This is a genomic window from Pseudomonas sp. GL_135 (assembly GCF_057834665.1).
The window spans coordinates 1,891,453-1,915,397 of the sequence record NZ_CM174408.1 but is presented as its reverse complement, the minus strand read 5'-3'; the positions used below and the strand labels follow the sequence as shown (position 1 = coordinate 1,915,397).

The window sequence follows — 23,945 nt, the reverse complement described above, 5'->3', positions numbered from 1 at the left end:
ACTTCGGCAACAAGCACCGAACCCTGAGCGCCCCAACCTGCACACAACCGGGCGGTTTCATCGACGGAATATGCTTTTTGTCCGCGCCGGACGATCACCCGTGACGATCGCCGGCCTTTCTGCCAGCTCGGGCCAAATATTTTTGGGCGGGAAAAAGCGCCAATGTCAGCGGCTTTTTGTATACAACTTTGCAGTCGAAATGCTCTCTCGATGCACAGGAACGGCAGGCAGAGAAGCGTTTCAGCTATCTCCGGAAATGGTTGATCGCCGCGTCCCGCCAGGGACGCGGCAACTTTCCGTCGAGCGCGGCCAAGTGTCGCAGGCGCTGTTCCAAAGCCTTCCCTCCGCGATCATTCGCGTCTAAGCTGTGTCCGCACAGTGGACCGGCGACAGCTAGCCACAGGCCCAGCAACAAGATTGTGCCCGGCAACGCAACCCTCTTGCAGACAAGCAGCCTCAGCGCTGTTTTCACCCGCAGGGTTGTATCCAATCCCTCCCACTCACGCGCGCGATCCAGCTCGACCTGTCTTCCTTCCCCCAGGCCACTCAGCCAGAATCCCCTCACGCTTCGGCGACCGGGCGTCTGCGCGCACCGCGTCTATCGCCTCCGTCGATCCCAACCACGCCACTGCGTGACGGGCTACGCGCGATCGAAGATGCGGCTGTTACCACACTAATAAAATACACACCGTGGAACCTGACATGAGCACAGCACCCCGCCCGACTGCTTATAACTACAAGGTCGTCCGCCAGTTCGCCATCATGACGGTGGTCTGGGGCATCATCGGCATGGGCATGGGCGTGTTCATCGCCGCCCAGCTCGTCTGGCCTGACCTGAATTTCGGACTACCGTGGACGACATTCGGTCGCCTGCGTCCCCTGCATACCAACCTGGTTATCTTCGCGTTCGGCGGCTGTGCACTGTTCGGCACGTCCTATTACGTCGTCCAGCGCACCTGTCAGGCGCGGCTTATTTCCGATGGCCTGGCGGCCTTTCATTTCTGGGGCTGGCAGGCGGTAATCATCGGCGCCATCGTCAGCCTGCCGATGGGCTACACCACCACCAAGGAATACGCCGAGCTCGAATGGCCGATCGCGATCCTGCTGGCGATTGTCTGGATCGCCTACGGCGCGGTCTTCTTCGGCACCATCGTCAAACGCAAGACCCAGCACATTTATGTCGCCAACTGGTTCTACGGCGCTTTCATCGTGGTGACGGCGATGCTGCACATCGTCAACCACATCTCGCTGCCGGTGAGCCTGTTCAAGTCGTACTCGGCGTATGCCGGCGCCACCGACGCGATGATCCAGTGGTGGTACGGGCACAACGCCGTGGGCTTTTTCCTCACCACCGGCTTTCTCGGAATGATGTATTACTTCGTGCCGAAACAGGCCGAGCGCCCGATCTATTCCTATCGCCTGTCCATCGTGCATTTCTGGGCGTTGATCACGCTGTATATCTGGGCCGGCCCGCACCATTTGCACTACACCGCCCTGCCCGACTGGGCGCAATCGCTGGGGATGGTGATGTCGATCATCCTGCTGGTGCCGAGCTGGGGCGGGATGATCAACGGCATGATGACCCTCTCCGGCGCATGGCATAAGTTGCGCACCGACCCGATTCTGCGCTTCCTCGTGCTGTCGCTGGCGTTCTACGGGATGTCGACGTTCGAAGGGCCGATGATGGCGATCAAGACCGTCAACTCGCTTTCCCATTACACCGACTGGACCATCGGCCACGTTCATGCCGGCGCGCTGGGCTGGGTGGCGATGATCTCCATCGGCGCCGTCTACCACATGATCCCGAAACTCTACGGCCGTGCGCAGATGCACAGCGTCGCGCTGATCAACACGCACTTCTGGCTCGCCACGGTCGGCACCGTCCTCTACATCGCCGCGATGTGGGTCAACGGCATCACCCAAGGCCTGATGTGGCGCGCCATCAACGACGACGGCACCCTCACCTACTCGTTTGTCGAAGCCCTGCAGGCCAGTCATCCGGGGTACATCGTCCGCGCGTTGGGCGGAGGGATTTTCGCCAGCGGCATGCTGTTCATGGCCTACAACGTGCTCCGCACCATTCGTGCAGCGAACACGGAAGAAGCGGAAGCCGCCGCACAGATTGCCGTCGTGGGGGCTCACTGATGATCAAGCACGAAGCACTGGAAAAGAACATTGGCCTGCTGTCGATTTTCATGGTCATCGCGGTGGCGATCGGCGGGTTGACGCAGATTGTTCCGCTGTTCTTTCAGGACGTCACCACCCAGCCCGTCGAAGGCATGAAGCCGCGCCCGGCGCTGGAGCTTGAGGGCCGCGACGTTTATATCGCCAACGGCTGCGTGGGTTGCCACTCGCAGATGATCCGGCCGTTTCGCGCCGAAACTGAACGCTACGGGCATTACTCGGTGGCGGGCGAGAGCGTCTGGGATCATCCGTTTCTGTGGGGGTCCAAACGCACCGGGCCGGACCTGGCCCGGGTCGGCGGTCGCTACTCGGATGACTGGCACCGCGCGCATTTGTATAACCCGCGGGACCTGGTGCCGGAGTCGATCATGCCGGCCTATCCCTTCCTGGCGGACACCAAGCTCGACGGCACGCTGACCGGCAAGAAGATGGAAGTGCTGCGCAGCCTGGGCGTGCCCTACACCGATGCCGACATCGCCGGTGCAGCCGACGCGGTGAAGGGCAAGACCGAAATGGATGCGCTGGTGGCCTACCTTCAGGGCCTGGGCACCCTCATCAAGAGCAAACGGTGATCGCCATGGACATGGGAACAATACGAGGCCTGGGCACCGTCGTCGTGATGGTGGCCTTCATTGGTCTGGCGTTGTGGGTGTTCAGCCCGCGGCGCAAGGCGGAATTCGACGATGCAACCCTGCTGCCGTTTGCCGATGATCCAGAGGCGATCGCGCAGGTCAGGCAGGCGCAAGACCAAAGCAAAGCACACGCCGCAGGGAGCCCAAAAGAATGAGCACCTTCTGGAGCCTTTACGTCACGGTGCTGACCCTGGGCACGATCTTCGCGATGGGCTGGCTGCTGATCGCCACGCGCAAGGGCCAGCGCGCCGACACCACCGATGCAACCGTCGGCCACTCTTTCGATGGCATCGAGGAATACGACAACCCGCTGCCCAAATGGTGGTTCTGGTTGTTCATCGGCACGATCATTTTCGCCTTGGGTTATCTGGCGTTTTACCCGGGCCTGGGCAACTGGAAGGGCCTGCTGCCGGGGTACGACTACGCCGACAACGAGAAAAAAATCCAGTTTTCCGACGGCACAACCGGCTGGACCGGCGTGCATGAATGGGAGAAGGAAATGGCCCGCTCCGAAGCGCGCTTCGGACCGATCTTCGCCAAATTCGCAGCGATGCCTATTGAAGAGGTGGCTAAAGATCCGCAAGCGCTAAAGATGGGCGGTCGATTGTTCGCGTCTAACTGCTCGGTTTGTCACGGCTCCGACGCCAAAGGCGCCTACGGCTTCCCCAACCTCACCGACGCCGACTGGCGCTGGGGCGGCGATGCGCAGAGCATCAAAACCTCCATCATGAACGGCCGTCACGCCGTGATGCCGGCGTGGGGTGCGGTGATCGGCGATCAGGGCGTGCGGGACGTGTCGGCTTACGTGCTGACCCGGCTGAACGGCCACACGCTGCCGGCGGATGCGAACGCCGATCCGCTGGCAGGTGCGAAAATCTACGCCACCACCTGCGTCGCCTGCCACGGGCCAGAGGGCAAAGGCGTTGCCGCATTGGGCGCGCCAGACCTGACCCACCCCGGCGCGTTCATTTACGGCGCAAGCTTTGCCCAGCTGCAACAGACCATCCAGTACGGTCGCCAGGGCCAGATGCCGGCACAGGCCTTGCTGCAAGGAAACGACCGGGTGCACCTGCTGGCGGCTTACGTGTATAGCCTGTCCCATGGCGACGAACCGGCGGCAAACCCAGAGTGAAGGATATCGCCGTCGCACACGCTGATGATTCGGCCCGTAGGGCGTAGGACGCTGCCATGAGCAATCAGATTCCGCTGCACAACGTCACGCCGCCGACTGAAAAGGACGGCGACACCGTTTACCTGTACGCCTCGCGGGAGAAGATCTACACCCGCGCGTTCACCGGTGTCTTCCGTAACCTGCGCATGGGTGGCGGCGTTGTGCTGTTCCTGCTGTATTTCGGCACGGTCTGGCTCAATTGGGGCGCGCATCAGGCGGTGTGGTGGAACCTGCCGGAACGCAAGTTCTACATCTTCGGCGCCACATTCTGGCCGCAGGACTTCATTCTGTTGTCGGGCATCCTTATCGTCAGCGCGTTCGGGCTGTTCTTCATTACCGTGTTCGCCGGGCGCGTCTGGTGCGGCTATACCTGCCCCCAAAGCGTGTGGACGTGGGTGTTCATGTGGTGTGAAAAGGTCACCGAAGGCGACCGCCACCAGCGCATCAAGCTCGACAAGGCGCCCATGGACGCCAACAAGTTCGCGCGCAAGAGTGCCAAGCACGGCCTGTGGCTGCTGATCGGCCTGGTCACCGGCCTGACCTTCGTCGGCTACTTTTCGCCCATCCGCGAGCTGCTGGCGGACTTCTTCACCGGCGAGGCCGACGGCTGGTCGTATTTCTGGGTCGGCTTCTTCACCCTCGCCACCTACGCCAATGCCGGTTGGCTACGGGAACAGGTGTGCATCCATATGTGCCCCTACGCGCGCTTTCAGAGCGTGATGTTCGACAAGGACACCCTGATCGTTTCCTACGACCCACGGCGCGGCGAGCCACGGGGTGCGCGCAAAAAGGACACGGATTATAAGGCTGAAGGCCTGGGCGACTGCATCGACTGCACAATGTGCGTGCAGGTCTGCCCCACCGGCATCGACATCCGCGACGGCCTGCAGATCGAGTGCATCGGTTGCGCAGCGTGCGTCGATGCCTGCGACTCGATCATGGACAAGATGGACTACCCGCGCGGCCTGATCAGTTACACCACCGAACACAACCTTTCCGGGCAGGTAACCCATACACTGCGGCCGCGGTTGATCGGCTATGGCCTGGTGTTGCTGGTGATGATCGGCGGGCTCACCGCCGCGTTTCTCACCCGCTCGCTGGTGGGTCTGGACGTCAGCAAGGACCGCATGCTGTACCGGGAAAACGCTGACGGCCGGATCGAAAACGTCTACAGCCTGAAGGTCATGAACAAGGACCAGATCGACCACATCTATCTGCTCGAGGCCACCGGGTTGCCGGACCTGAAGCTGCAAGGCCGTCGCGAGATCAGGGTGCCGGCGGGCGAGATCGTCAGCCTGCCGGTGCAGCTGTCGGTCGCGCCGGAGCAACTGCCATCGAGCACCAACGAGGTCAGTTTCAGCCTCACGGAGAGCGAGCACAGCGACACCGAAGTCCACGCCAAGAGCCGTTTCATCGGCCCGTCCATTCGCTGAGAGATGTCGGAAATGACCGCAATCACCGCAGCACTTCCCTGGCACCGGCAGCTATGGCCATGGATCATCATTGGCATCCTGACCTGCTCGGTGTCGTTGACCGCGGCAATGGTCACCATCGCCGTGACCCACCCGGACAACCTCGTCACCGACAACTATTATGAGGCCGGGAAAGGCATCAACCGATCCCTCGATCGCGAGTTGCTGGCTCAGTCCCTCAACCTGCAAGCCCGGGTGGGCCTTGATGAGCTGACCGGCGAAGTGGATGTCCAGCTGAGCGGCGCCAGTCAGCCGGAAACGATGGTGCTGAACCTGATCTCCCCGACCCAGCCGGACAAGGACCGTAAAATCGTGCTGGCGCGTAACCCTTCGCAGCCGGGGCGTTACGTCGGGCAGTTGAGCGACAGGGTCGAAGGCCGGCGCTTCGTCGAATTGCTGGGGGTGGAAAACGCCCAGACCTGGCGCCTGTTCGAAGAAGAACGGATCGTTACCGGGCAGGCACTGACCCTGGGCGACGAACCGATTCAGGGCGCGGGCAGGCATTGACGTGAACGCCACTCAAATGACGGCCAACGAGATAAAAGCCCTGCGGTCTTGTTACCACTGCAGGCTGCCGGTCCCGCCGGGCGGGCGCTTCGTCGCCTCGGTGCTGGGTGAGGCGCGAGAGTTCTGTTGCCCCGGTTGTCAGGCCGTGGCCCACGCCATCGTCGTCGGCGGCCTGGAAAGCTATTACCTGCATCGCAGCGAACCATCGGTCAATCCTCAGGTGTTGCCGACGCCTGTGGCCGACGAACAAGCCCTGTTTGATCGTCCCGACGTGCAAGCCCCGTTTGTCCGCCATGACACCCCTTCTGGCGATGTCGCCGGCGATGTGGCTGAAACGACGCTGATGATCGAGGGCATCACCTGCGCGGCCTGCGGCTGGCTGATCGAGCGCCATCTGCGCACGTTGCCTGCCGTGGTCGAAGCGCGGCTGAACCTGTCCAATCACCGCCTGCACCTGCGCTGGCATGACCAGCCAATGCCCCTGAGCGAGGTGTTGGCCGAGCTGCGCAGCATCGGTTACGCCGGCCACCCTTATCAGCCGGACAAGGCGACCGAGCATCTGGCCCGGGAAAACCGCCGCAGCCTGCGTCAACTGGGCGTCGCCGGGTTGCTGTGGTTTCAGGCGATGATGGCGACCATGGCGACCTGGCCTGAATTCAACATCGACCTCAGCCCCGAGATGCATACGATCCTGCGCTGGGTGGCGATGTTTCTGACCACGCCCATCGTGTTTTATAGCTGTGCGCCGTTCTTCAAAGGGGCGCTGCGCGACCTGCGCGCCCGTCATCTCACGATGGATGTGTCGGTGTCGCTGGCGATTGGCGCGGCGTACCTGGCGGGCATCTGGACGGCGGTCACCGGGGTTGGCGAATTGTATTTCGACGCGGTCGGCATGTTCGCGCTGTTCCTGCTCACCGGCCGCTACCTCGAACGCCGCGCCCGGGAGCGCACCAGCGCCGCGACGGCGCAACTGGTCAATCTGCTGCCGGCGTCCTGCCTGCGCCTGAGCGCGGACGGCCAGACCGAGCGCATCCTGACTGATCAACTGCGCCTGCACGATCACGTGGTGGTCCACCCCGGCGCGATGTTGCCGGCGGACGGCCGAATCATCGCGGGTCGGTCGAGCATCGATGAATCACTGCTCACCGGCGAGTACCTGCCTCAGCCACGCGAGGTGGGAGACGCCGTCACCGCCGGCACCGCCAATATTGAAAGCGTGCTGACCGTGGAAGTCCTTGCCCTCGGCGATGACACGCGACTCTCTGCCGTCGTCCGATTGCTGGAGCGCGCCCAATCGGAGAAGCCGCCCCTTGCGCAGTTGGCGGACCGCGCGGCGCAGTGGTTTTTGCTGATTTCGCTGGTGCTGGCGGCGTGTGTCGGCGTGGTCTGGTGGCAGCTCGATGCCGCTCGCGCATTCTGGATTGTGCTGGCGATGCTGGTCGCCACCTGCCCGTGCGCCTTGTCGCTGGCAACGCCGACCGCGCTGACCGCCGCCACCGGCACGCTTCACAGGCTCGGATTGTTGCTGACCCGCGGCCATGTGCTGGAAGGGCTGAACCGAATCGACACGGTGATCTTCGACAAGACCGGCACGCTGACGGAAGGTCGCCTGACGCTAATGGCCATTCGCAGCCTCGGCGCGCTGAGCAGTGACGACTGTTTGAGCCTGGCGGCGGCACTGGAAAGTCGGTCTGAACACCCGATTGCCCGGGCGTTCGGCAAGACGCCGCTGATCGCTGAAGGGGTGTTCGCTACGCCGGGACTGGGGCTGGAAGGCGTCGTTAACGGGCGGCAGTTGCGCATCGGTCAGCCCGGGTTTGTCTGCGCCTTGAGCGGCGTCGCTGTGCCCTCCATGCCGGATGAGCCCGGTCAGTGGTTGCTGCTGGGGGATGACACGCAGGCCCTCGCCTGGCTGGTGCTGGATGATCGGTTGCGGGACGATGCGGCCGCCCTGGTCGAAGCATGCAAACAACGCGGCTGGAAGACCTTGCTGTTGTCCGGCGACAGCTCGCCCATGGTCTCCAGCGTCGCTGCTCAGCTACAGGTCGATGACGCGCGAGGCAGCCTGCGGCCGGATGACAAGCTCGCCATTCTCCAACGGCTGCGCGCCGAGGGTCGGACCCTTCTGGTGATTGGCGACGGGGTTAACGATGTGCCGGTGCTGGCAGCAGCCGACATCAGCATCGCCATGGGCTCGGCCACTGATCTGGCCAAGACCAGCGCCGATGCGGTGTTGTTGTCGAACCGTCTGCAGGTGTTGGTGGAGGCGCTTGGCCTCGCTCGGCGCACGCGGCGGATCATTCTGGAAAATCTGGCGTGGGCCGGGTTGTACAACGGCCTGGTGCTGCCCTTCGCGGCGATGGGCTGGGTCACACCGTTGTGGGCAGCGGCGGGGATGTCGGTGAGTTCGCTGGTGGTGGTGTTGAATGCGTTGCGTCTGACGCGGATGAAGCCGCTTTCTGCAGAATCCATCGCTGCCCGTCAGACGGTGACCCCATGAACCCACGAGCCGATTCGGAGGCCCGATGCCTGCGCTCTACATCATGATTCCGGTGGCGCTGCTGATTGTGGCGGTGGCGGTTTACGTCTTTTTCTGGGCAGTGGACAGCGGTCAGTACGACGACCTGGACGGTCCCGCTCACAGCATTTTGTTCGACGATCAAGATCCAGGGCACAAGGCCGGGGTGGATGAAGCGGCAGGGAAAGAGAAAGCGGGCGTCAAGAAGGATTCTGCCAAGTGAACACGGTCCCTGTGGGAGTGAGCTTGCTCACGAAGGCTGACTATCGACCGCTGGATCACTGTCGGATGTACCGACCTCTTCGCGAGCAAGCTCGCTCCCACAGTCCATGTGTTGGCAGATACATCGGCGGTGCATTCAGGCTTGATGCATTCCGATGTGGGACGACCGGGGTGGCGCTTCATCTTGCTCACGAAGGACTCTGCCAAGTGAACCCGGTCCCTGTGGGAGTGAGCTTGCTCACGAAGGCTGACTATCGACCGCTGGATATCTGTCAGATGTACCGACCTCTTCGCGAGCAAGCTCGCTCCCACAGTCCATGTGTTGGCAGATACATCAGCGGTGCCGTCAGGCTTGATGCAATCTCATGTGGGACGACCGGGGTGGCGCTTCATCTTGCTCACGAAGGACTCTGCTAAGTGAACGCGGTCCCTGTGGGAGTGAGCTTGCTCACGAAGGCTGACTATCGACCGCTGGATATCTGTCGGATGTACCGACCTCTTCGCGAGCAAGCTCACTCCTACAGTCCATGTGTTGGCAGATACATCGGCGGTGCATTCAGGCTTGATGCAATCTCATGTGGGACGACCGGGGTGGCGCTCCACCTTGCTCGCGATGGCGTAATAACACTCACCGAAACGCTTTCGGATAATGCCTATGCCTGACCTCCTCCCCCAACTCCTCTCCGCCCTCGTGCTGGGCCTGCTCGGCGGCGGCCATTGCCTGGGCATGTGCGGCGGGCTGATGGGCGCGCTCACCTTTGCCATTCCCAACGAGCAACACGGACGACGCCTGCGTCTGCTGGTGGCCTACAACGTCGGACGTGTTTTCAGCTACGCCTGCGCGGGATTGCTGACGGGCATGCTCGGCTGGGCCGTCGCCAACAGCCCGGGGGCGATGCTGTTGCGGGTGATCGCCGGGTTGCTGATGATCACCATGGGCTTGTACCTGGCCGGATGGTGGAGCGGCCTGACCCGCATCGAAGGTCTGGGCCGCGGGGTTTGGCGCTACTTGCAACCGCTGGCCCGCCGCTTGATGCCGGTGTCGACGACGCCCCGGGCGTTACTGCTGGGCGCGGTATGGGGCTGGCTGCCGTGCGGGCTGGTTTACAGCACTTTGCTGTGGTCGGCGAGCCAGGGCGATGCACTGCACAGCGCATTGCTGATGCTCGCGTTCGGGGTCGGTACCTGGCCGGTGCTGCTTGCCACGGGCCTGGCCGCCGAGCGCATCACCGCCCTGCTCCGCCGAAGGAGCGTGCGCGTGGCCGGCGGCGTGCTGGTGATTCTGTTCGGCCTGTGGACACTCCCCGGCCTTCATCAACAGTGGCTGATGGGGCACACGCCTCACACGATGAATCACGAAATGAATCCCGCCATGGATCATGCAGGCATGGTTCACGAGAAATCCCAGCCTCCCATCCATTGACCCAGATCAACGCCCTGATCTGCGCGCTGCCTACACTTCCCGCACCGCCATCCTCATCGGGAATGCCCCCATGCTCGACGACCTTCGTTGGGATTCTGAACTCGTCCGCCGCTACGATCTGGCGGGGCCCCGTTACACGTCCTACCCCACCGCCGTGCAATTTCATTCGCAGGTTGGCGCCTTCGAACTGTTGCATGCACTGCGCGACAGCCGTAAGGCGTCGCGGCGGTTGTCGCTTTATGTGCACATCCCGTTCTGCGCCAACATTTGCTACTACTGCGCCTGCAACAAAGTCATCACCAAGGACCGCAGCCGCTCGCAGGCGTATCTCCAGCGCCTGGAGCGCGAGATCAGCCTGATCGCCGCCCACGTCGATGACCGTCAGGTGGTCGAGCAATTGCACTTCGGCGGCGGCACCCCGACCTTTCTCAGTCACGTCGAACTGCGCCAGCTCATGGCCCACTTGCGCCAGCACTTCACTCTCCTGGACGACCACTCCGGCGACTACGGCATCGAGATCGACCCGCGCGAGGCAGACTGGTCGACCATGGGGCTGTTGCGCGAGCTGGGCTTCAACCGCGTCAGCCTCGGCGTGCAGGACCTCGATCCGCTGGTGCAGCGGGCGATCAACCGTTTGCAGAGCCTGGAAGAAACCCGCGCCATCGTCGAAGCCGCGCGTACCCTGCAGTTTCGCTCGGTGAACATCGACCTTATCTACGGTCTGCCGCTGCAGACGCCAGAGGGTTTTGCCCACACCGTCGAGCAAGTCATCGCCCTGCAGCCCGACCGGCTGTCGGTGTTCAACTACGCCCACCTGCCCGAGCGCTTCATGCCCCAGCGGCGCATCGACACGGCGCAGTTGCCCAGCCCGGAACAGAAGTTGGAGATGCTCCAGCGCACCATCGAGCAACTGACCGGCGCCGGCTATCGCTACATCGGCATGGACCACTTCGCCCTGCCCGATGACGACCTCGCGATCGCTCAGGAAGAAGGCACGCTGCAGCGCAATTTTCAGGGCTACACCACCCATGGCCACTGCGATCTGATCGGTCTTGGCGTCTCGGCCATCAGCCAGATCGGCGAGCTGTACGCCCAGAACACCAGCGACCTCAGCGAGTACCAGACCTTGCTGGCCAGCGACCAACTTGCAACCAAGCGCGGTCTGCGTTGCACCGAGGACGATCAGCTGCGGCGCACCATCATCAGCCAACTGATCTGCCACTTCCGACTGGATTTCGGCCCTGTCGAGAATGAATTTTCCATTCACTTTCGGGAACATTTCCGAGAGCAGTGGCCGCAGTTGCTGACCATGGCGACAGATGGGCTGATTCATCTGGACCCGACAGGTATCACCGTCACCCCGGCGGGGCGTCTGCTGGTGCGCTCGATCTGCATGGTGTTCGACGCTTATTTGGCCGCGCAGAACCGTCAGCGCTTTTCCCGGGTGATATAGGCCCAAGTGATATAGGAACTTTCCGCCTGGCGCGGAGGAATCATTTCTGGCCATGGAGGGCGCGTGGTAGTCGCAGGGTTGACCGCTGAGTTACCCTTACGACTTATGTGTGTTTTTGCAAAAGGAATTACCCGATGTCTGAGCCAGTCAAACTCCGCGCCCACACCCAGGCTCACTGCAAGGACTGCAGCCTGGCCCCGTTGTGCCTTCCGCTTTCATTGAACATGGAAGACATGGATGCGCTGGACGAAATCGTCAAACGCGGCCGCCCCTTGAAGAAAGGCGATTTCCTGTTTCGCCAGGGCGACACTTTCAATTCCGTGTACGCCGTGCGTTCCGGCGCCCTGAAAACCTTCAGCCTCAGTGACAGCGGCGAAGAACAACTCACCGGCTTTCACCTGCCCAGCGAACTGGTCGGGCTGTCCGGGATGGACGCCGAGGCGTATCCCGTCACGGCGCAGGCCCTTGAAACCACATCGGTGTGCGAAATCCCCTTCGAACGACTGGACGAATTATCGGTGCAACTGCCCCAATTGCGTCGCCAGTTGATGCGGGTGATGAGCCGGGAAATCCGCGATGACCAACAGATGATGCTGCTGCTCTCGAAAAAAACCGCCGACGAGCGCATCGCCACGTTTCTGGTCAACCTCTCCGCCCGCTTCCGCGCCCGGGGTTTCTCGGCCAACCAGTTTCGCCTGAGCATGTCGCGCAACGAGATCGGCAATTACCTGGGGCTGGCGGTGGAAACCGTGTCCCGGGTGTTCACCCGCTTTCAGCAGAACGAGTTGATCGCCGCCGAGGGCAAGGAAATCCAGATCCTCGACCCGATTCAGCTCTGTGCGCTGGCCGGAGGATCGCTGGAAAGCTGATGCATCATGGCCCGGGCGGGCTTAGACTGGCGTCTTTTGAGTCATGTCCTGCCCGAGATCCTTATGATTTTCGACGAAGTCAGCATCAAATCCCTCATCCGCCCTGTGGTGGACTTCCCCAAGCCCGGCGTGATTTTCCGTGACATCACCCCGCTGTTCCAGTCACCCAAGGCCCTGCGCCTGGTCATCGACAGCTTCATCCAGCGGTACATCGATGCCGAGTTCACTCACGTCGGCGCCATGGACGCTCGCGGGTTTCTCATCGGCTCGATTGTGGCCTACGAACTGAACAAGCCGCTGGTGCTGTTTCGCAAGCAGGGAAAATTACCAGCGGACGTGCTGGCCGAGGCCTATCAGACCGAATATGGCGAAGCGCTGCTGGAAGTTCACGCTGACAGCCTGTGCGACGGGGATTCGGTGGTGATGTTCGATGACCTGATCGCCACCGGCGGGACCCTGGTCGCCGCCGCCAACCTGATCCGCCGCATGGGCGCCAAGGTTCACGAAGCCGCTGCGATCATCGACCTGCCTGAGCTGGGCGGTTCACAACGCCTGCGCGACATGGAAATCCCAACGTTCTGTTTGACCCAGTTTGCGTTGACAGATAAGTAAGAAGCCACCCGTGGACGACGTCTGATCACACCACCAGACATCAGGCCAGCTGACACTGCTGCTCCTGAGCGAACACGATATTGTGGGAGTGAGCTTGCTCACGAAGAGGCCGGTGCCGCCGCCAGATATCTAGCGGTAGGAAGGCCACCTTCGCGAGCAAGCTCGCTCCTACAGGTCCTGCATTCGCCGCAAGACAGCGGGGCGTAGTGAAGACCGGGAACTTACCTACAACTGAATTGGCTTGCGCCCAGCGAACGAGTGCGCGAGCGTGCCGCCGTCGACCAGTTCCAGCTCGCCACCCAGCGGCACGCCGTGGGCAATGCGCGAGGTGACCAGGCCTTTGTTGGTAAGGAGCTGAGCGATGTAGTGCGCCGTCGCTTCGCCTTCGACCGTCGGGTTGGTGGCGAGGATGACTTCGGTGAACGAGCCCTGCTCTTCGATCCGCGCGACCAGTTGCGGGATGCCAATGGCTTCAGGCCCCAAACCATCCAGCGGCGACAGGTGGCCTTTGAGCACGAAGTAGCGCCCGCGGTACCCCGTCTGCTCCACGGCATACACGTCCATCGGGCCCTCGACCACGCACAGCAAGGTGTCGTCGCGCCGGACGTCCGAGCATTGCGGGCAGAGTTCTTCTTCGGTGAGGGTGCGGCATTGTTTGCAGTGACCAACGCCTTCCATCGCCTGACTCAGCGCCTGGGACAGACGCGAGCCACCACTGCGATCGCGCTCCAGCAGCTGCAACGCCATGCGCTGGGCGGTTTTCTGACCGACGCCGGGGAGAATGCGCAGGGAGTCGATCAACTGGCGAATCAGGGGGCTGAAGCTCATTGGAGAAACGTCCGACAAAAACACGAGACGCGGTTTATACCCGCGCCTCCGATTACCGTCAAATCAGGGTCATGAGACCTTGACCACCAGCTTGCCGAAGTTCTTGCCGTCGAGGAGGCCAATGAACGCATCCGGCGCGTTCTCCAGGCCTTCCACCACGTCTTCGCGGAACTTCACCTTGCCGTCTTTCACCAGCGGAATCATGGCCTGCATGAATTCGTCCAGACGGTGGTAGTACTCCTCGTAGACGATGAAGCCCTGAATCTTCGCGCGCTTGGTCAGCAGCGTGCGCATCAGCAGCGGCAACCGATTCGCCCCTTCTGGCTCGCTCTGGGCGTTGTAATGGGCAATCAGGCCGCACAGAGGCACCCGCGCACGCTCATTGAGCAGCGGTATGACCGATTCCAGCACCTTGCCGCCGACCAGTTCGAAATAGATGTCGATGCCGTTCGGGACGGCCGCCTTCAGCTGCTCGGCGAAGTCGTCGCTGCGGTGGTCGATGCAAGCGTCAAAGCCCAGCTCGTCGACCACATAACGGCATTTGTCCTCGCCACCGGCAACGCCCACCACCCGCAGGCCATTGAGCTTGGCCACCTGGCCCACCACGGACCCGACTGCGCCGGAGGCTGCCGCGACGACCAGGGTCTCGCCCGCTTTCGGCTTGCCGATGTCCATCAAGCCCATGTAACCGGTGATGCCCGGCATGCCAAGCACGCCCACTGCCATGGACGGGCTGGGCAGATCCTTCGGCGCCATCAACAGGTTGCTGCCGTCGGAAATGCTGTGGGTCTGCCAGCCGGTCTGGCCCACGACAAGATCGCCTTCCTTGAACTTCGGGTTGCGCGACTGCTCGACCACGCTGACCGCGCCGCCTTCCATGACCGCGTCGATTTCCACCGGTGCTGCGTAGGATGGAGCGTCGCTCATGCGACCGCGCATGTAGGGGTCGAGGGACAGATAAAGCGTGCGCAATTGCACCTGGCCGTCTTGCAAGTCAGGCAGCGCCTCGCGCTCGAGTCGGAAGTTTTCCGGGGTCGGTGCGCCCTGGGGACGGGATGCCAGGACCACACGCTGGTTGAGGATCAATTCTTGCGTCATCGGATTGGGCTCCATGATGAAGGGTTGCGAGGGTATAGAAAGCAGACCGTGGGCGGCGGGACGGGTTCGGTCGGATGTGGGATTCCATATGACGCGCGTAATGCCAGCGGCCTTGGCGCCGTCCGCAAACAAAAATGCCAGGCACGAGGGCCTGGCATTTTGGGGTTGCTACAACCGTCACATCAGAACGGCATTTTCATGCCCGGCGGCAGTTGCATGCCGGCGGTCATGCTGGCGGTCTTTTCCTGGCTGGCCGCTTCGATCTTGCGCACGGCATCGTTGACGGCCGCAGCGATCAGGTCTTCGAGAATTTCCTTCTCTTCCTGCATCAGGCTGTCGTCCAGGCTGACGCGCTTAACGTCATGACGCCCGGTCATGACCACGCTGACCAGACCGGCGCCAGACTGGCCCGTCACTTCAGCGTTGGCCAGCTCTTCCTGCATCTTGGCCATTTTTTCCTGCATCTGCTGAGCCTGCTTCATCAGGCCTGCCATGCCACCTTTCATCATGGGAGTTACTCCTCGGAAGTCATTGGATAGAAAGTCGTTGAACAATAAGGGGCGCCCTCTCAGCTTAGCGCCCCCGGGAATCATCGGGCGTGGACTTACGCCTGGGTCGGCGCATCCACCGGAACAATGGTGTCATCGCGAATCGACGCACCGAACTGCTGCATCATCTGCTGGATGAATGGATCGCCGTGGATCGCCGCCTCGGCCTGCTTCTGCCGATCGGCACGTCGACGCGCCGCTGCCTGAGCCGGGGTTTCCTGCTCGGGCTTGATCAGTTCGATACTCAGGTTGAGGGTGCGTTCATGGTATTGGTTCAGCGCGTCATTCAATCGGCGCTGCTGGGTCGAGTTAAACAGCGCGCTGTGGGCAGGATCCAGGTGCAGCAGCCAGTTGTCGCCCTCCACCGCAATCAGCGTGCAATTGGCGGCGATGCTGCCGGTCATGCCGGAGATCGGCAGTTTCGGGAACAGCTCAAGCCACTCCGCTGCAAGACCGGTGGCAGGCTTGGCGGCCGGCAACAGCTCGGGCTCCTTCTCCACCGCTTCGACCGCTTCGTGGGCCAAATCGTCAAGATAAGCGAACGACGCCGGGTCGATGTCGATGTCCGGTTCGTTGTAATCGTCATCGGGCGGCGGCTCGTCGTCGCGCTCCATGGGCGCCGGCACGTACGGCGTGGCGTCGGGCACATGCTCGATCATCTGCGGCGTCACCGCGTCGGCGGCGGCTTGCCGTTGCTCTGACGACTCGACTTCAGGCGCTTCAGGAACAGGGCTCGCGGGGACCGGCGCCGGCATGGGCGTCAGATCCGGTTGCTCCGCGACCGTGTCGAGGACGGGCTCGGGAATCTCGACGACGGATTTGGAAGCGGGCTGCGAAGACGACTCTGGTTCAAGCTCGGCCTCGGGCTCGGCAGCATGGGCTGGCGGCGCGGCTTTCGGCTCGTTCCAGGGCAGATCGATCTCTTCCTCAGCCTTTGCCTTCGCAGGTTGAACGTCAGGCACGGCCACTGGGGCAGGCTTGTCGATAACCGGCGCTGGCGCCGGGGCGGTGACAGGATGGGGTGCTGCGGATGCTGAACGCGCCACCGCTGTCCGGGAATCAACCGTGGCCGGGTTGATCCCCACTGACTTTAACGGTTGCGTCGGCGCGTTGTCGGCGTCTGCGGGCCGGAACGCGAGCATGCGCAGCAGCACCATCTCGAAGCCGCCACGGGGGTCCGGCGCCAGCGGCAGATCGCGGCGCCCGATCAGGCCCATCTGGTAATAGAACTGGACGTCTTCGGCGGGCAATGACTGGGCCAGCGCCAGTACGCGATCCCGATCGCCGTGGCCGTTATCGACCCCTTCAGGCAGCGCCTGGGCGATGGCGACCCGGTGCAACACGTTGAGAATCTCCGAGAGCACGCCACTCCAGTCCGGGCCCTGCTCGGCCAGGTGACGCACGGCTTCGAGCAACGAGCGGGCATCGCCTTCGATCAGCGCTGCGAGCACGTCGAACACCTGACCGTGATCCAGCGTGCCGAGCATGGCGCGCACGTCGGCGGCCAACACTTTGCCTTCGCCGAAGGCAATCGCCTGATCGGTCAGGCTCATGGCGTCACGCATCGAACCATCGGCCGCGCGACCCAGCAGCCACAGCGCGTCGTCTTCGAACGGGACGTTTTCCACGCCAAGGACGTGGGTCAAGTGCTCGACCACACGCTCAGGCGTCATGTTTTTCAGGGAGAACTGCAGACAGCGCGACAGAATGGTCGCGGGCAGTTTCTGCGGATCGGTGGTCGCCAGGATGAATTTGACGTAGGGCGGCGGCTCTTCCAGCGTTTTGAGCAACGCATTGAACGAGTGGCTGGAGAGCATGTGCACTTCGTCGATCAGGTAGACCTTGAAGCGGCCGCGACTGGGCGCGTATTGCACGTTGTCGAGCAGCTCGCGGGTGTCTTCGACCTTGGTGCGGCTGGCGGCGTCGATCTCGATCAGGTCGACAAAGCGGCCTTCGTCGATTTCGCGGCACACCGAGCATTCGCCGCAGGGCGTTGACGTGATGCCGGTTTCACAATTAAGGCACTTGGCGATGATCCGCGCGATGGTGGTCTTGCCGACCCCCCGCGTGCCGGTGAATAAATAGGCGTGGTGCAGGCGCTGACTGTCCAGCGCGTTGATCAAGGCCTTGAGCACATGGGTCTGGCCGACCATTTCGCGGAACGAGCGCGGACGCCATTTACGTGCAAGAACCTGATAACTCATTGAAAACCGTCGCGACTGGGTTGCGGAAGACCGCCAATGCTAGCGGAGCAGGGGCAAAATTGCATCTGATGTCCGCTGCTTTCGCTTTATGATGGCTGGCCTGGCTCCGCAAAACGGTCCTAAGTAAGGTCTCCACCACGGGAACCCTGACCGGACGTCGCGAAGCGACAGCAGGCCTTGATCGTCGCGCTGTTATTTCGAGGGATCCGGATGCGAGTGTGGATGATGAGTGCCGTGGGCTTGTTGAGCGCGTCTGCGGCGGCAGATGGTCCGCCGCTGCGTTTTGCGGTGGCCGACAGCTGGTCGATGCCGCTGATGCAGGTGGGCCCCAACGGACCCGAGGCCGGTATCCTTTTCGAGATCATGGAAAGCCTGGCCCGGCAGATCGGCCAGACTGCCCAATACCGCGTCTATCCGCGCCTGCGTGTGCAGGCGGCCACCGAGCGCGGTGAAGTCGATGTGCGCTGTTACGCCGCGCAATCCTGGTTGCCGGACATGTCGGGCGACTACACCTGGAGCCTGCCACTTCTGACCCAGCGCAACGTGCTGGTCGCCAGCGCCTACGACACCGCGCCTTTTCAGTTGAGCGCGATTCTCGGCGACCACATCGGCACCGTGCTGGGCTATGCCTATCCGGTGCTGGACCCGCTGTTCGCCACCCGCGACCTGATCCGCGAAGACGCCAGGCTGCAGGAGCAGGTGCTGCCCAAGCTTTCGGCCCACCGCTACCGTTACGCCGTGGACACCCAGTGGTCGCTGGACTGGTACAACCGCGACCGGAAAGCCGACGAGAAACTCAAGGCCGTCTGGGTCATCGATGAGCAGCCGGTGGGATGCGTCGCCCGTAACGACCCGAGCGTGCCGGCGCAACGCATCATGCGCACGCTGCTGAGGATGAAGATGTCCGGGGAAATCGAGCGGATCACCGAGCGTTATCAGGCGCATTCGGGTAATGCAGCAGACCCGTATTGAGCCTGTGCCGTTTTCCTATCGTGGGACCGGCTGCGACTTCCTATGTGGGACCGGCTTTAGCCGGGAAGGCGTCATGCGCAACGCCGCAAGACTGATGGCGTTCCCACTGGCCTCTTCCCGGCTAAAGCCGGTCCCACTAATTAGATCGCGCACACTCAATGGGCCCGGCTGCGACTTCCTGTGTGGGACCGGCTTTAGCCGGGAAAGCGTCATGCGCAACACCGGAAGTTTCAAGTCGAATCGCACTGTAGCCATCCCGTCATATTCCCTCGCTAGGCTCCGGCGACACATGTTGTAACAATTCGACCTGCGAGCGCCCCGCCATGAGCAAAAAACCGGAAGATCCCGCACAGGCTTCGGCCCCACAGGCGCCTGTGGACGGCAGCCGTCGACGCTTTCTGGGCGGCGTTGCGGTACTGGGCGCAGGTGCGACCCTGAGCGGCGTGGTAGGCGCGGCCGAAGCAGCCGTTGAAGGCAAGCCAGCGGCTGACACGATGCTGACCGGCCCGGCGCTGGACCAGGCGCTGAAAGACAACGTCAAAACCATCGTGGTCATCTATGGCGAAAACCGCAGCTTCAATAACCTGTTCGCCAACTTCCCCGGCGTCGAGCATCCGCTTTCCGCCGTGAAAGCCGACCAATATCGCCAGCGCGACCGCGACGGCAAGGTCCTCGACAGCCTGCCGCAGTGCTGGGGTGGCGTCTGCCAGATTGGCCCGCAAAGCGTCGACGGCGTGACCTACGCCACGGGCGTGCAGTACCAGGAAAACCTGCCCAACGCGCCTTTCCCCCTCAAAGGCCCGGGCGGTGAAGACCTGCCATTGAGCGTCGTCACCCGTGACCTGTGGCACGTGTTTTATCAAAACCAGATGCAGATCAACGGCGGCAAGAACGACGCTTTCGTAGCGTGGGCGGATTCCGGCCGCCTGACCATGGGCTACTACGCCCAGACCCAATATTCCCTGCGCTTGTGGGACGTCGCCAGGGAGTTCGTGCTCTGTGACAACTTCTTCCAGGGCGCATTTGGCGGCTCGTTCCTCAATCATCAATACCTGATCTCGGCCCGAGCGCCCTTCTACCCGGACGCGGCAAACTCCCCGGCGAAGTCGCAGATCGCCGTGCTGGAGAGCAGCGATCCTCTGGACTATCGCCTCAAACCCCTGGAGAAATCACCGGCCAGCGCCATGACCGGCCCGCCACAATTCGGCCCGAGCGCGCTGACGCCGGACGGCTACGGCGTCAACACCATGGCCCCGCCCTACTGGCCGACCTGGCTCCGTGACAAGGAAAAGCCGGACTATTCGCAGCCGGGGCTGGCCAACGTGCTGGTGCCGCAGACCCATGACCACATTGGCGACAAGCTGTCGAAGAAGAACGTCGACTGGGCCTGGTACGCCGGCGCCTGGCAGGTGACGCTGGACGAGTACAAGGACTCGACCGGCATCCCGAAAATCCCGAATTTCCAGTATCACCATCAGCCGTTCAATTACTTCAAGCAGCAAGGCCCGGAGAACCCGGGCGAGCGCCACAAGCGTTTGCGTGACGGCGGGCTGGGGGATGAGTCGAGCACCAATAAATTCCTGGCCGACGCCGAGGCCGGCAAGTTGCCGGCGGTGACCTTCTACAAACCCCAAGGCAACCTAAACATGCACGCCGGGTATGCCGACGTGGCTGCGGGGGATCGACACATCGATCGCGCGATCAAAGTGCTGCGCAACAGCCCGCAGTGGAAGAACATGGTGATTGTGATCACGGTCGATGAAAACGGCGGCTGGTGGGACCACGTTGCGCCGCCGAAGGGCGACCGCTGGGGACCGGGCACGCGGGTGCCGGCGATCGTGATCTCACCCTTCGCGCGCAAGGGCACGGTCGACCACACGGTGTACGACACCGCCTCGATCCTGCGTCTGATTACGCGGGTGCATGGTCTGGAGAAGCTGGACGGATTGACCGAGCGCGACAACGCCATGGCCGCGCGCGGGCAGACGCCGATGGGGGATCTGAGCAACGCGTTGCAGTTTCCGGCGTAGCCAGGCGCGCAACCATCGCGGGCAGGTGAGCTGATCTTATGTGTAATCAAGCCGCCTGCCGACCGCCGCGTTCGTTGGGCAAGCAAACCGTCAACACCGCCAGCACCACCGCGACCCCCGCAATCACCCCATACACCGCAACGAACGAACCGCTGACGCTCGCCAATAGCCCGGCGCAGTAATTGCCGAGCATGCCGCCCACGCCCTGCATGATGTTGGCGATGCCGAAGATGGTCACGGCCAGCGCCGCGCCCCTTGCCATTTTCGACACGTAGGCAGGGATCAGTCCGAAGATCGGGTAGAACGCCACGGCGAACACGACCCCTGCCACCATCGGCCAATAGCCGGTCGGCGCGATGACCAGAATCACCGCTGCCGTTGCCACGCAGACGTACACCATCAGCATCGCCCCACGCAGGCCGATGCGGTCCGATAGCGCGCCAAGCGCCAGGCCGCTGAACATCCCGACGAAGCCGATGCTGGCCCAGATCTGCGCGGTGTACTCGACACCGAAATGCAGCTCCGTGCGCAGGTAGGACGACAGGTAGTTTTGAAACGGAAAGGTCGAGAAGCCGATCAGAAAATTCATCGACCAGACGGTGTACACCCAACCCTGTAGCGCCTCACGCAGTACGCCTTTGCGTGGTGCGCCATCACTGTCGTCCTCGGGTTCGCGAACAAGCAACCGCGCGCGCTTGAATACCAGAAAGACCCCGGCCACCAGCACCAGGGTGATCACCCCGACGATCCACCACACCGTGCGCCACTCGCCTTGTGGCGCATAAAAAGGCACCAGCAGGCTGTTGATGAACACCCCATAACTGGTGCCGCTCGACACCAACCCCATGGCCATGCCGCGGTATTTGTAAGGCACGGCGCGGGCGATCACGTCGACCATCGGCACGAACACGGTCGCCGCCGTGCCTGCCAGAATCGTCAGCAGCAGACCGATCAGCACCACGTTCTGCGCCAGGGGCATAAGCAGCAAGGCCAGCGCGCAGACGGCGCCCGACCCGAAGATCACCCAGCCGCCGCCAACACGAGGCGTCAGCCATGCCGCCAGTAACGCGCTGGCGAGAAACCCGGCCTGCCCCGCTGCGGTAATGGTGCCCACATAGGCGATGTCGAAGCCCAGGCTGGCACGCATGTCCGGCACCAATTGGGCAAAAAGGTAGATTCCGAAACCGTAAGTGGCGGCCACGAGTCCGGTGAGCAGCAGCACAATCAGTGCATTGACACGCATTGTCGGCATCCTTGCTGATGGCCGTCGCGGGCGCGGCGGCGCAGGTCGCCCCCTAGAATCACTTCTGGGTCAAGCAACAGGCTAGCTGAGAACTCGAGGGTTACTGGCAGGGAAAGGCGTTTTTCAACGCCGCGACGACCAGCACTGATTCGTTCAGATGCAAGCTCTCGGGATGAGCCTGCAGGGACTGCACAATGATGCGCATCGACTGAATCATCGGAATGCCGCCTTCGGGCACGCACACCAGCCGGGGCAGTCCGCCCGCTTCGTGGAACAGGTCCAGGGTGTCCATCGTCGCTTGCAGCACCCCGACGCAATGCCCGACACCCACGCCATTCTGCGCCACGCCGCCGCTCATGCTGTTGATGCCGTCCTGGCATTCGAGCAGCAACTTGTTGCCGTCCGCCAGAGCGCCAGCGCTGACGCACAGCGCGAATAACGCCGACGCGCCCGCGATCGATTTACCCATCAGCGTAGCCACAATTCCTTCACCGAATGGTCCGACGCTTTCCGCACCACTAGGCTGGCGCGCTCGCGGGTCGGCAGGATGTTTTCCAGCAGATTGGGCCGGTTGATGTCGTGCCAGATCTTGCGCGCCGCGTCAGGGGATTTCTCCGGCGGCAGGTCGGCCAGTTCGCGGAAGTAGGCGCCTCGCGCGCGGAACGCGGTGCGTTGCAGCATCAGAAAGCGCTCGACGTACCAGCGCTCGATGTCGCCTTCTTCGGCGTCCAGATAGATTGAAAAATCGAAGAAGTCCGAGACGATGCTGCCCGGCTTCTGCCCGTCATTGCCCTCGGTCTGCAACACGTTCAGCCCTTCGAATATCAGGATGTCCGGCTGGCTGACCTTGAGGAACTGGTCGGGAACGATGTCGTAGCTGATGTGGGAATAGACCGGGGCGCTGATTTCCGGCGTGCCGGCTTTGAGGTCGGAAAGAAACTTGACCATGCGCTTGCGATCGTAGCTTTCCGGAAAGCCCTTGCGGTGCATGATGCCGTCGGCGACAAGCCGGGCATTGGGGTGCAAAAAGCCGTCGGTGGTGATCAGGTCGACCCGGGGATGATCCGGCCAGCGCGCCATCAGCGCCTGCAGCACCCGGGCAAAAGTGCTCTTGCCGACCGCGACGCTGCCCGCCACCGCGACCACGTAGGTCTGACGTTTGGCGGGGCGCCCGAGAAAGGTGTCCTTGATGCTGTCCAGATTGCGCGCCGCGCTCACGTGCAGATTGATCAGGCGCGACAACGGCAGGTAGATGTTGGCGACATCCTCCAGCGAAATGTCCTCGTTCACCCCGCGCAACGCGGCGAGGTCTTCTTCGGACAACGTCAATGGCGTACTGGCGCGCAGCCCCGCCCACTCCGCGCTGCTCATTACCAGATAGTCATCAGGGGCCATCAATCGCGTTCCAGTCAGGTGTCCATATCGACAATGGTGCGAAGACTATCGTATTGATCCAAATGGAGGGCAGATTTATTTGGGGCTGCCGGGGCGATTGAGTGACCTCCCCGTGTCCAAAGCCAGACGATACGCTGCCGGGTCCGGTTTGCAGAATCCGGCTACAACGTCCGAAATCGCTTTAGAAACACTTAATGGCGTTCCCCACCGCAGACCATGACGTCAGCGCCGGCAGGTTCCTTGAATTCGTCCCGGAAAACCTGCCTCAGGCTAGGCTGTACGATGAGATTTCCAACTCAAGAGGAGAAAACCGTATGAAATTGCTATCAGCTGAAATCAAGCTTCTGCTCGCCATTCAAGCAGGACAGTCTGTGGTCAAGGGTGACGAGGCGCACACACTTCGCCAGTTGATCACTAAGGGGTATGCAGCGGGCAAGGACGCTTCTGATGAAAACGGGGACGCGTTCATCGAAGTGCGTTTGTCGCCATCAGGCCGGGAGATTGTGAGCGACCTTTATACAGACGAATAAAAGTCCAGTGGACTAAGCGCACAGGGCGGAGCCA

22 protein-coding genes are annotated in these 23,945 nt (G+C 62.3%); 15 read left to right on the top strand and 7 right to left on the bottom strand.

What is annotated here, in order from left to right; translation table 11 throughout:
• Nucleotides 1-702: 702 nt before the first annotated feature.
• The 12 genes from ccoN (at nt 703) to AC3ISG_RS08665 (ending at nt 13,063) form a co-directional block, all read left to right on the top strand.
• Nucleotides 703-2,145: a cytochrome-c oxidase, cbb3-type subunit I gene (ccoN, locus tag AC3ISG_RS08720; RefSeq protein ID WP_489299007.1), complete on the top strand. Its 1,443-nt coding sequence runs from the start codon at nt 703-705 to the stop codon at nt 2,143-2,145.
• The gene (gene ccoO, locus AC3ISG_RS08715) at nt 2,145-2,756 is read left to right on the top strand and encodes a cytochrome-c oxidase, cbb3-type subunit II (RefSeq protein WP_489299006.1); all 612 of its coding nucleotides are present in this window, start codon (nt 2,145-2,147) and stop codon (nt 2,754-2,756) included. The genes ccoN and ccoO overlap by 1 nt, the downstream gene beginning before the upstream one ends.
• A gap of 5 nt (nt 2,757-2,761) precedes the next feature.
• Nucleotides 2,762-2,971: a cbb3-type cytochrome c oxidase subunit 3 gene (locus AC3ISG_RS08710; protein WP_122622699.1), complete on the top strand. Its 210-nt coding sequence runs from the start codon at nt 2,762-2,764 to the stop codon at nt 2,969-2,971.
• Nucleotides 2,968-3,948, top strand: coding sequence for a cytochrome-c oxidase, cbb3-type subunit III (gene ccoP, locus AC3ISG_RS08705; RefSeq protein WP_489299005.1), 981 nt, complete (start codon nt 2,968-2,970; stop codon nt 3,946-3,948). Before AC3ISG_RS08710 ends, ccoP begins: the two co-directional genes overlap by 4 nt.
• A 56-nt stretch (nt 3,949-4,004) precedes the next feature.
• Complete coding sequence (gene ccoG, locus AC3ISG_RS08700) at nt 4,005-5,420, top strand: cytochrome c oxidase accessory protein CcoG (protein WP_489299004.1); 1,416 nt, start codon at nt 4,005-4,007, stop codon at nt 5,418-5,420.
• A 12-nt stretch (nt 5,421-5,432) separates the two neighbouring features.
• Nucleotides 5,433-5,966: a FixH family protein gene (locus tag AC3ISG_RS08695; RefSeq protein WP_489299003.1), complete on the top strand. Its 534-nt coding sequence runs from the start codon at nt 5,433-5,435 to the stop codon at nt 5,964-5,966.
• Nucleotides 5,967-5,982: 16 nt separating this feature from the next.
• Nucleotides 5,983-8,466 (top strand): heavy metal translocating P-type ATPase, encoded by a 2,484-nt coding sequence (locus AC3ISG_RS08690; protein WP_489299478.1) that lies wholly within the window; start codon nt 5,983-5,985, stop codon nt 8,464-8,466.
• 25 nt (nt 8,467-8,491) lie between these two features.
• Nucleotides 8,492-8,707, top strand: coding sequence for a cbb3-type cytochrome oxidase assembly protein CcoS (gene ccoS / locus AC3ISG_RS08685; RefSeq protein ID WP_489299002.1), 216 nt, complete (start codon nt 8,492-8,494; stop codon nt 8,705-8,707).
• A 654-nt stretch (nt 8,708-9,361) separates the two neighbouring features.
• Complete coding sequence (locus AC3ISG_RS08680) at nt 9,362-10,129, top strand: sulfite exporter TauE/SafE family protein (protein ID WP_489299001.1); 768 nt, start codon at nt 9,362-9,364, stop codon at nt 10,127-10,129.
• 70 nt (nt 10,130-10,199) lie between these two features.
• Nucleotides 10,200-11,582: an oxygen-independent coproporphyrinogen III oxidase gene (gene hemN, locus AC3ISG_RS08675; protein ID WP_489299000.1), complete on the top strand. Its 1,383-nt coding sequence runs from the start codon at nt 10,200-10,202 to the stop codon at nt 11,580-11,582.
• A 134-nt stretch (nt 11,583-11,716) separates the two neighbouring features.
• Nucleotides 11,717-12,451 carry a fumarate/nitrate reduction transcriptional regulator Fnr gene (gene fnr / locus AC3ISG_RS08670; RefSeq protein ID WP_122537282.1) on the top strand — a complete coding sequence of 245 codons (735 nt, stop codon included), beginning with the start codon at nt 11,717-11,719 and terminating at the stop codon, nt 12,449-12,451.
• A gap of 63 nt (nt 12,452-12,514) precedes the next feature.
• Nucleotides 12,515-13,063, top strand: coding sequence for an adenine phosphoribosyltransferase (locus AC3ISG_RS08665; RefSeq protein WP_122622664.1), 549 nt, complete (start codon nt 12,515-12,517; stop codon nt 13,061-13,063).
• Nucleotides 13,064-13,288: 225 nt separating this feature from the next.
• Here the strand turns inward: AC3ISG_RS08665 and recR are convergent, their stop codons facing one another.
• The 4 genes from recR to dnaX all read right to left on the bottom strand — a co-directional run bounded on the left by recR (nt 13,289) and on the right by dnaX (nt 17,741).
• Nucleotides 13,289-13,891 carry a recombination mediator RecR gene (recR, locus tag AC3ISG_RS08660; RefSeq protein ID WP_065988697.1) on the bottom strand — a complete coding sequence of 201 codons (603 nt, stop codon included), beginning with the start codon at nt 13,889-13,891 and terminating at the stop codon, nt 13,289-13,291.
• Between the two features lie 69 nt (nt 13,892-13,960).
• Nucleotides 13,961-14,989, bottom strand: a complete 1,029-nt coding sequence (locus tag AC3ISG_RS08655) for an NADP-dependent oxidoreductase (protein ID WP_122622663.1) — start codon at nt 14,987-14,989, stop codon at nt 13,961-13,963.
• A gap of 182 nt (nt 14,990-15,171) precedes the next feature.
• On the bottom strand, nt 15,172-15,498 hold the full coding sequence (locus tag AC3ISG_RS08650) for a YbaB/EbfC family nucleoid-associated protein (protein ID WP_065988699.1): 327 nt from the start codon (nt 15,496-15,498) through the stop codon (nt 15,172-15,174).
• A gap of 95 nt (nt 15,499-15,593) precedes the next feature.
• The gene (gene dnaX, locus AC3ISG_RS08645; RefSeq protein ID WP_489298999.1) at nt 15,594-17,741 is read right to left on the bottom strand and encodes a DNA polymerase III subunit gamma/tau; all 2,148 of its coding nucleotides are present in this window, start codon (nt 17,739-17,741) and stop codon (nt 15,594-15,596) included.
• A 222-nt stretch (nt 17,742-17,963) separates the two neighbouring features.
• Between dnaX and AC3ISG_RS08640 the strand changes: the two genes are divergently transcribed.
• Together AC3ISG_RS08640 and AC3ISG_RS08635 are read left to right on the top strand one after the other, a co-directional pair.
• Nucleotides 17,964-18,713 carry a substrate-binding periplasmic protein gene (locus AC3ISG_RS08640; protein WP_489298998.1) on the top strand — a complete coding sequence of 250 codons (750 nt, stop codon included), beginning with the start codon at nt 17,964-17,966 and terminating at the stop codon, nt 18,711-18,713.
• Between the two features lie 323 nt (nt 18,714-19,036).
• Entirely contained in the window at nt 19,037-20,743 is a 1,707-nt protein-coding gene (locus AC3ISG_RS08635; protein WP_489298997.1) for an acid phosphatase, read from the top strand.
• Nucleotides 20,744-20,789: 46 nt separating this feature from the next.
• Here AC3ISG_RS08635 and AC3ISG_RS08630 read toward each other — a convergent pair whose 3' ends face one another.
• The 3 genes from AC3ISG_RS08630 to coaA form a co-directional block, all read right to left on the bottom strand.
• Complete coding sequence (locus tag AC3ISG_RS08630) at nt 20,790-21,986, bottom strand: MFS transporter (RefSeq protein WP_489298996.1); 1,197 nt, start codon at nt 21,984-21,986, stop codon at nt 20,790-20,792.
• A 100-nt stretch (nt 21,987-22,086) separates the two neighbouring features.
• Complete coding sequence (locus tag AC3ISG_RS08625; RefSeq protein WP_122537289.1) at nt 22,087-22,455, bottom strand: Rap1a/Tai family immunity protein; 369 nt, start codon at nt 22,453-22,455, stop codon at nt 22,087-22,089.
• Entirely contained in the window at nt 22,455-23,381 is a 927-nt protein-coding gene (coaA, locus tag AC3ISG_RS08620) for a type I pantothenate kinase (protein ID WP_122537290.1), read from the bottom strand. Before coaA ends, AC3ISG_RS08625 begins: the two co-directional genes overlap by 1 nt.
• A gap of 314 nt (nt 23,382-23,695) precedes the next feature.
• Between coaA and AC3ISG_RS08615 the strand changes: the two genes are divergently transcribed.
• Nucleotides 23,696-23,911, top strand: coding sequence for a hypothetical protein (locus AC3ISG_RS08615; RefSeq protein WP_489298995.1), 216 nt, complete (start codon nt 23,696-23,698; stop codon nt 23,909-23,911).
• Nucleotides 23,912-23,945 lie beyond the last annotated feature (34 nt).

What these genes read in the sequence shown, in the direction of transcription:
- AC3ISG_RS08625 (WP_122537289.1), bottom strand. Translation starts at nt 22,455, where the DNA reads ATGGGTAAATCGATCGCGGGCGCGTCGGCGTTATTCGCGCTGTGCGTC.
- AC3ISG_RS08680 (WP_489299001.1), top strand. Translation starts at nt 9,362, where the DNA reads ATGCCTGACCTCCTCCCCCAACTCCTCTCCGCCCTCGTGCTGGGCCTG.
- ccoN (WP_489299007.1), top strand. Translation starts at nt 703, where the DNA reads ATGAGCACAGCACCCCGCCCGACTGCTTATAACTACAAGGTCGTCCGC.
- dnaX (WP_489298999.1), bottom strand. Translation starts at nt 17,741, where the DNA reads ATGAGTTATCAGGTTCTTGCACGTAAATGGCGTCCGCGCTCGTTCCGC.
- AC3ISG_RS08690 (WP_489299478.1), top strand. Translation starts at nt 5,983, where the DNA reads ATGACGGCCAACGAGATAAAAGCCCTGCGGTCTTGTTACCACTGCAGG.
- ccoO (WP_489299006.1), top strand. Translation starts at nt 2,145, where the DNA reads ATGATCAAGCACGAAGCACTGGAAAAGAACATTGGCCTGCTGTCGATT.
- fnr (WP_122537282.1), top strand. Translation starts at nt 11,717, where the DNA reads ATGTCTGAGCCAGTCAAACTCCGCGCCCACACCCAGGCTCACTGCAAG.
- AC3ISG_RS08710 (WP_122622699.1), top strand. Translation starts at nt 2,762, where the DNA reads ATGGACATGGGAACAATACGAGGCCTGGGCACCGTCGTCGTGATGGTG.
- ccoG (WP_489299004.1), top strand. Translation starts at nt 4,005, where the DNA reads ATGAGCAATCAGATTCCGCTGCACAACGTCACGCCGCCGACTGAAAAG.
- AC3ISG_RS08695 (WP_489299003.1), top strand. Translation starts at nt 5,433, where the DNA reads ATGACCGCAATCACCGCAGCACTTCCCTGGCACCGGCAGCTATGGCCA.
- hemN (WP_489299000.1), top strand. Translation starts at nt 10,200, where the DNA reads ATGCTCGACGACCTTCGTTGGGATTCTGAACTCGTCCGCCGCTACGAT.
- coaA (WP_122537290.1), bottom strand. Translation starts at nt 23,381, where the DNA reads ATGGCCCCTGATGACTATCTGGTAATGAGCAGCGCGGAGTGGGCGGGG.
- AC3ISG_RS08635 (WP_489298997.1), top strand. Translation starts at nt 19,037, where the DNA reads ATGAGCAAAAAACCGGAAGATCCCGCACAGGCTTCGGCCCCACAGGCG.
- AC3ISG_RS08655 (WP_122622663.1), bottom strand. Translation starts at nt 14,989, where the DNA reads ATGACGCAAGAATTGATCCTCAACCAGCGTGTGGTCCTGGCATCCCGT.
- AC3ISG_RS08630 (WP_489298996.1), bottom strand. Translation starts at nt 21,986, where the DNA reads ATGCGTGTCAATGCACTGATTGTGCTGCTGCTCACCGGACTCGTGGCC.
- AC3ISG_RS08665 (WP_122622664.1), top strand. Translation starts at nt 12,515, where the DNA reads ATGATTTTCGACGAAGTCAGCATCAAATCCCTCATCCGCCCTGTGGTG.
- recR (WP_065988697.1), bottom strand. Translation starts at nt 13,891, where the DNA reads ATGAGCTTCAGCCCCCTGATTCGCCAGTTGATCGACTCCCTGCGCATT.
- AC3ISG_RS08640 (WP_489298998.1), top strand. Translation starts at nt 17,964, where the DNA reads ATGATGAGTGCCGTGGGCTTGTTGAGCGCGTCTGCGGCGGCAGATGGT.
- AC3ISG_RS08615 (WP_489298995.1), top strand. Translation starts at nt 23,696, where the DNA reads ATGAAATTGCTATCAGCTGAAATCAAGCTTCTGCTCGCCATTCAAGCA.
- ccoP (WP_489299005.1), top strand. Translation starts at nt 2,968, where the DNA reads ATGAGCACCTTCTGGAGCCTTTACGTCACGGTGCTGACCCTGGGCACG.
- ccoS (WP_489299002.1), top strand. Translation starts at nt 8,492, where the DNA reads ATGCCTGCGCTCTACATCATGATTCCGGTGGCGCTGCTGATTGTGGCG.
- AC3ISG_RS08650 (WP_065988699.1), bottom strand. Translation starts at nt 15,498, where the DNA reads ATGATGAAAGGTGGCATGGCAGGCCTGATGAAGCAGGCTCAGCAGATG.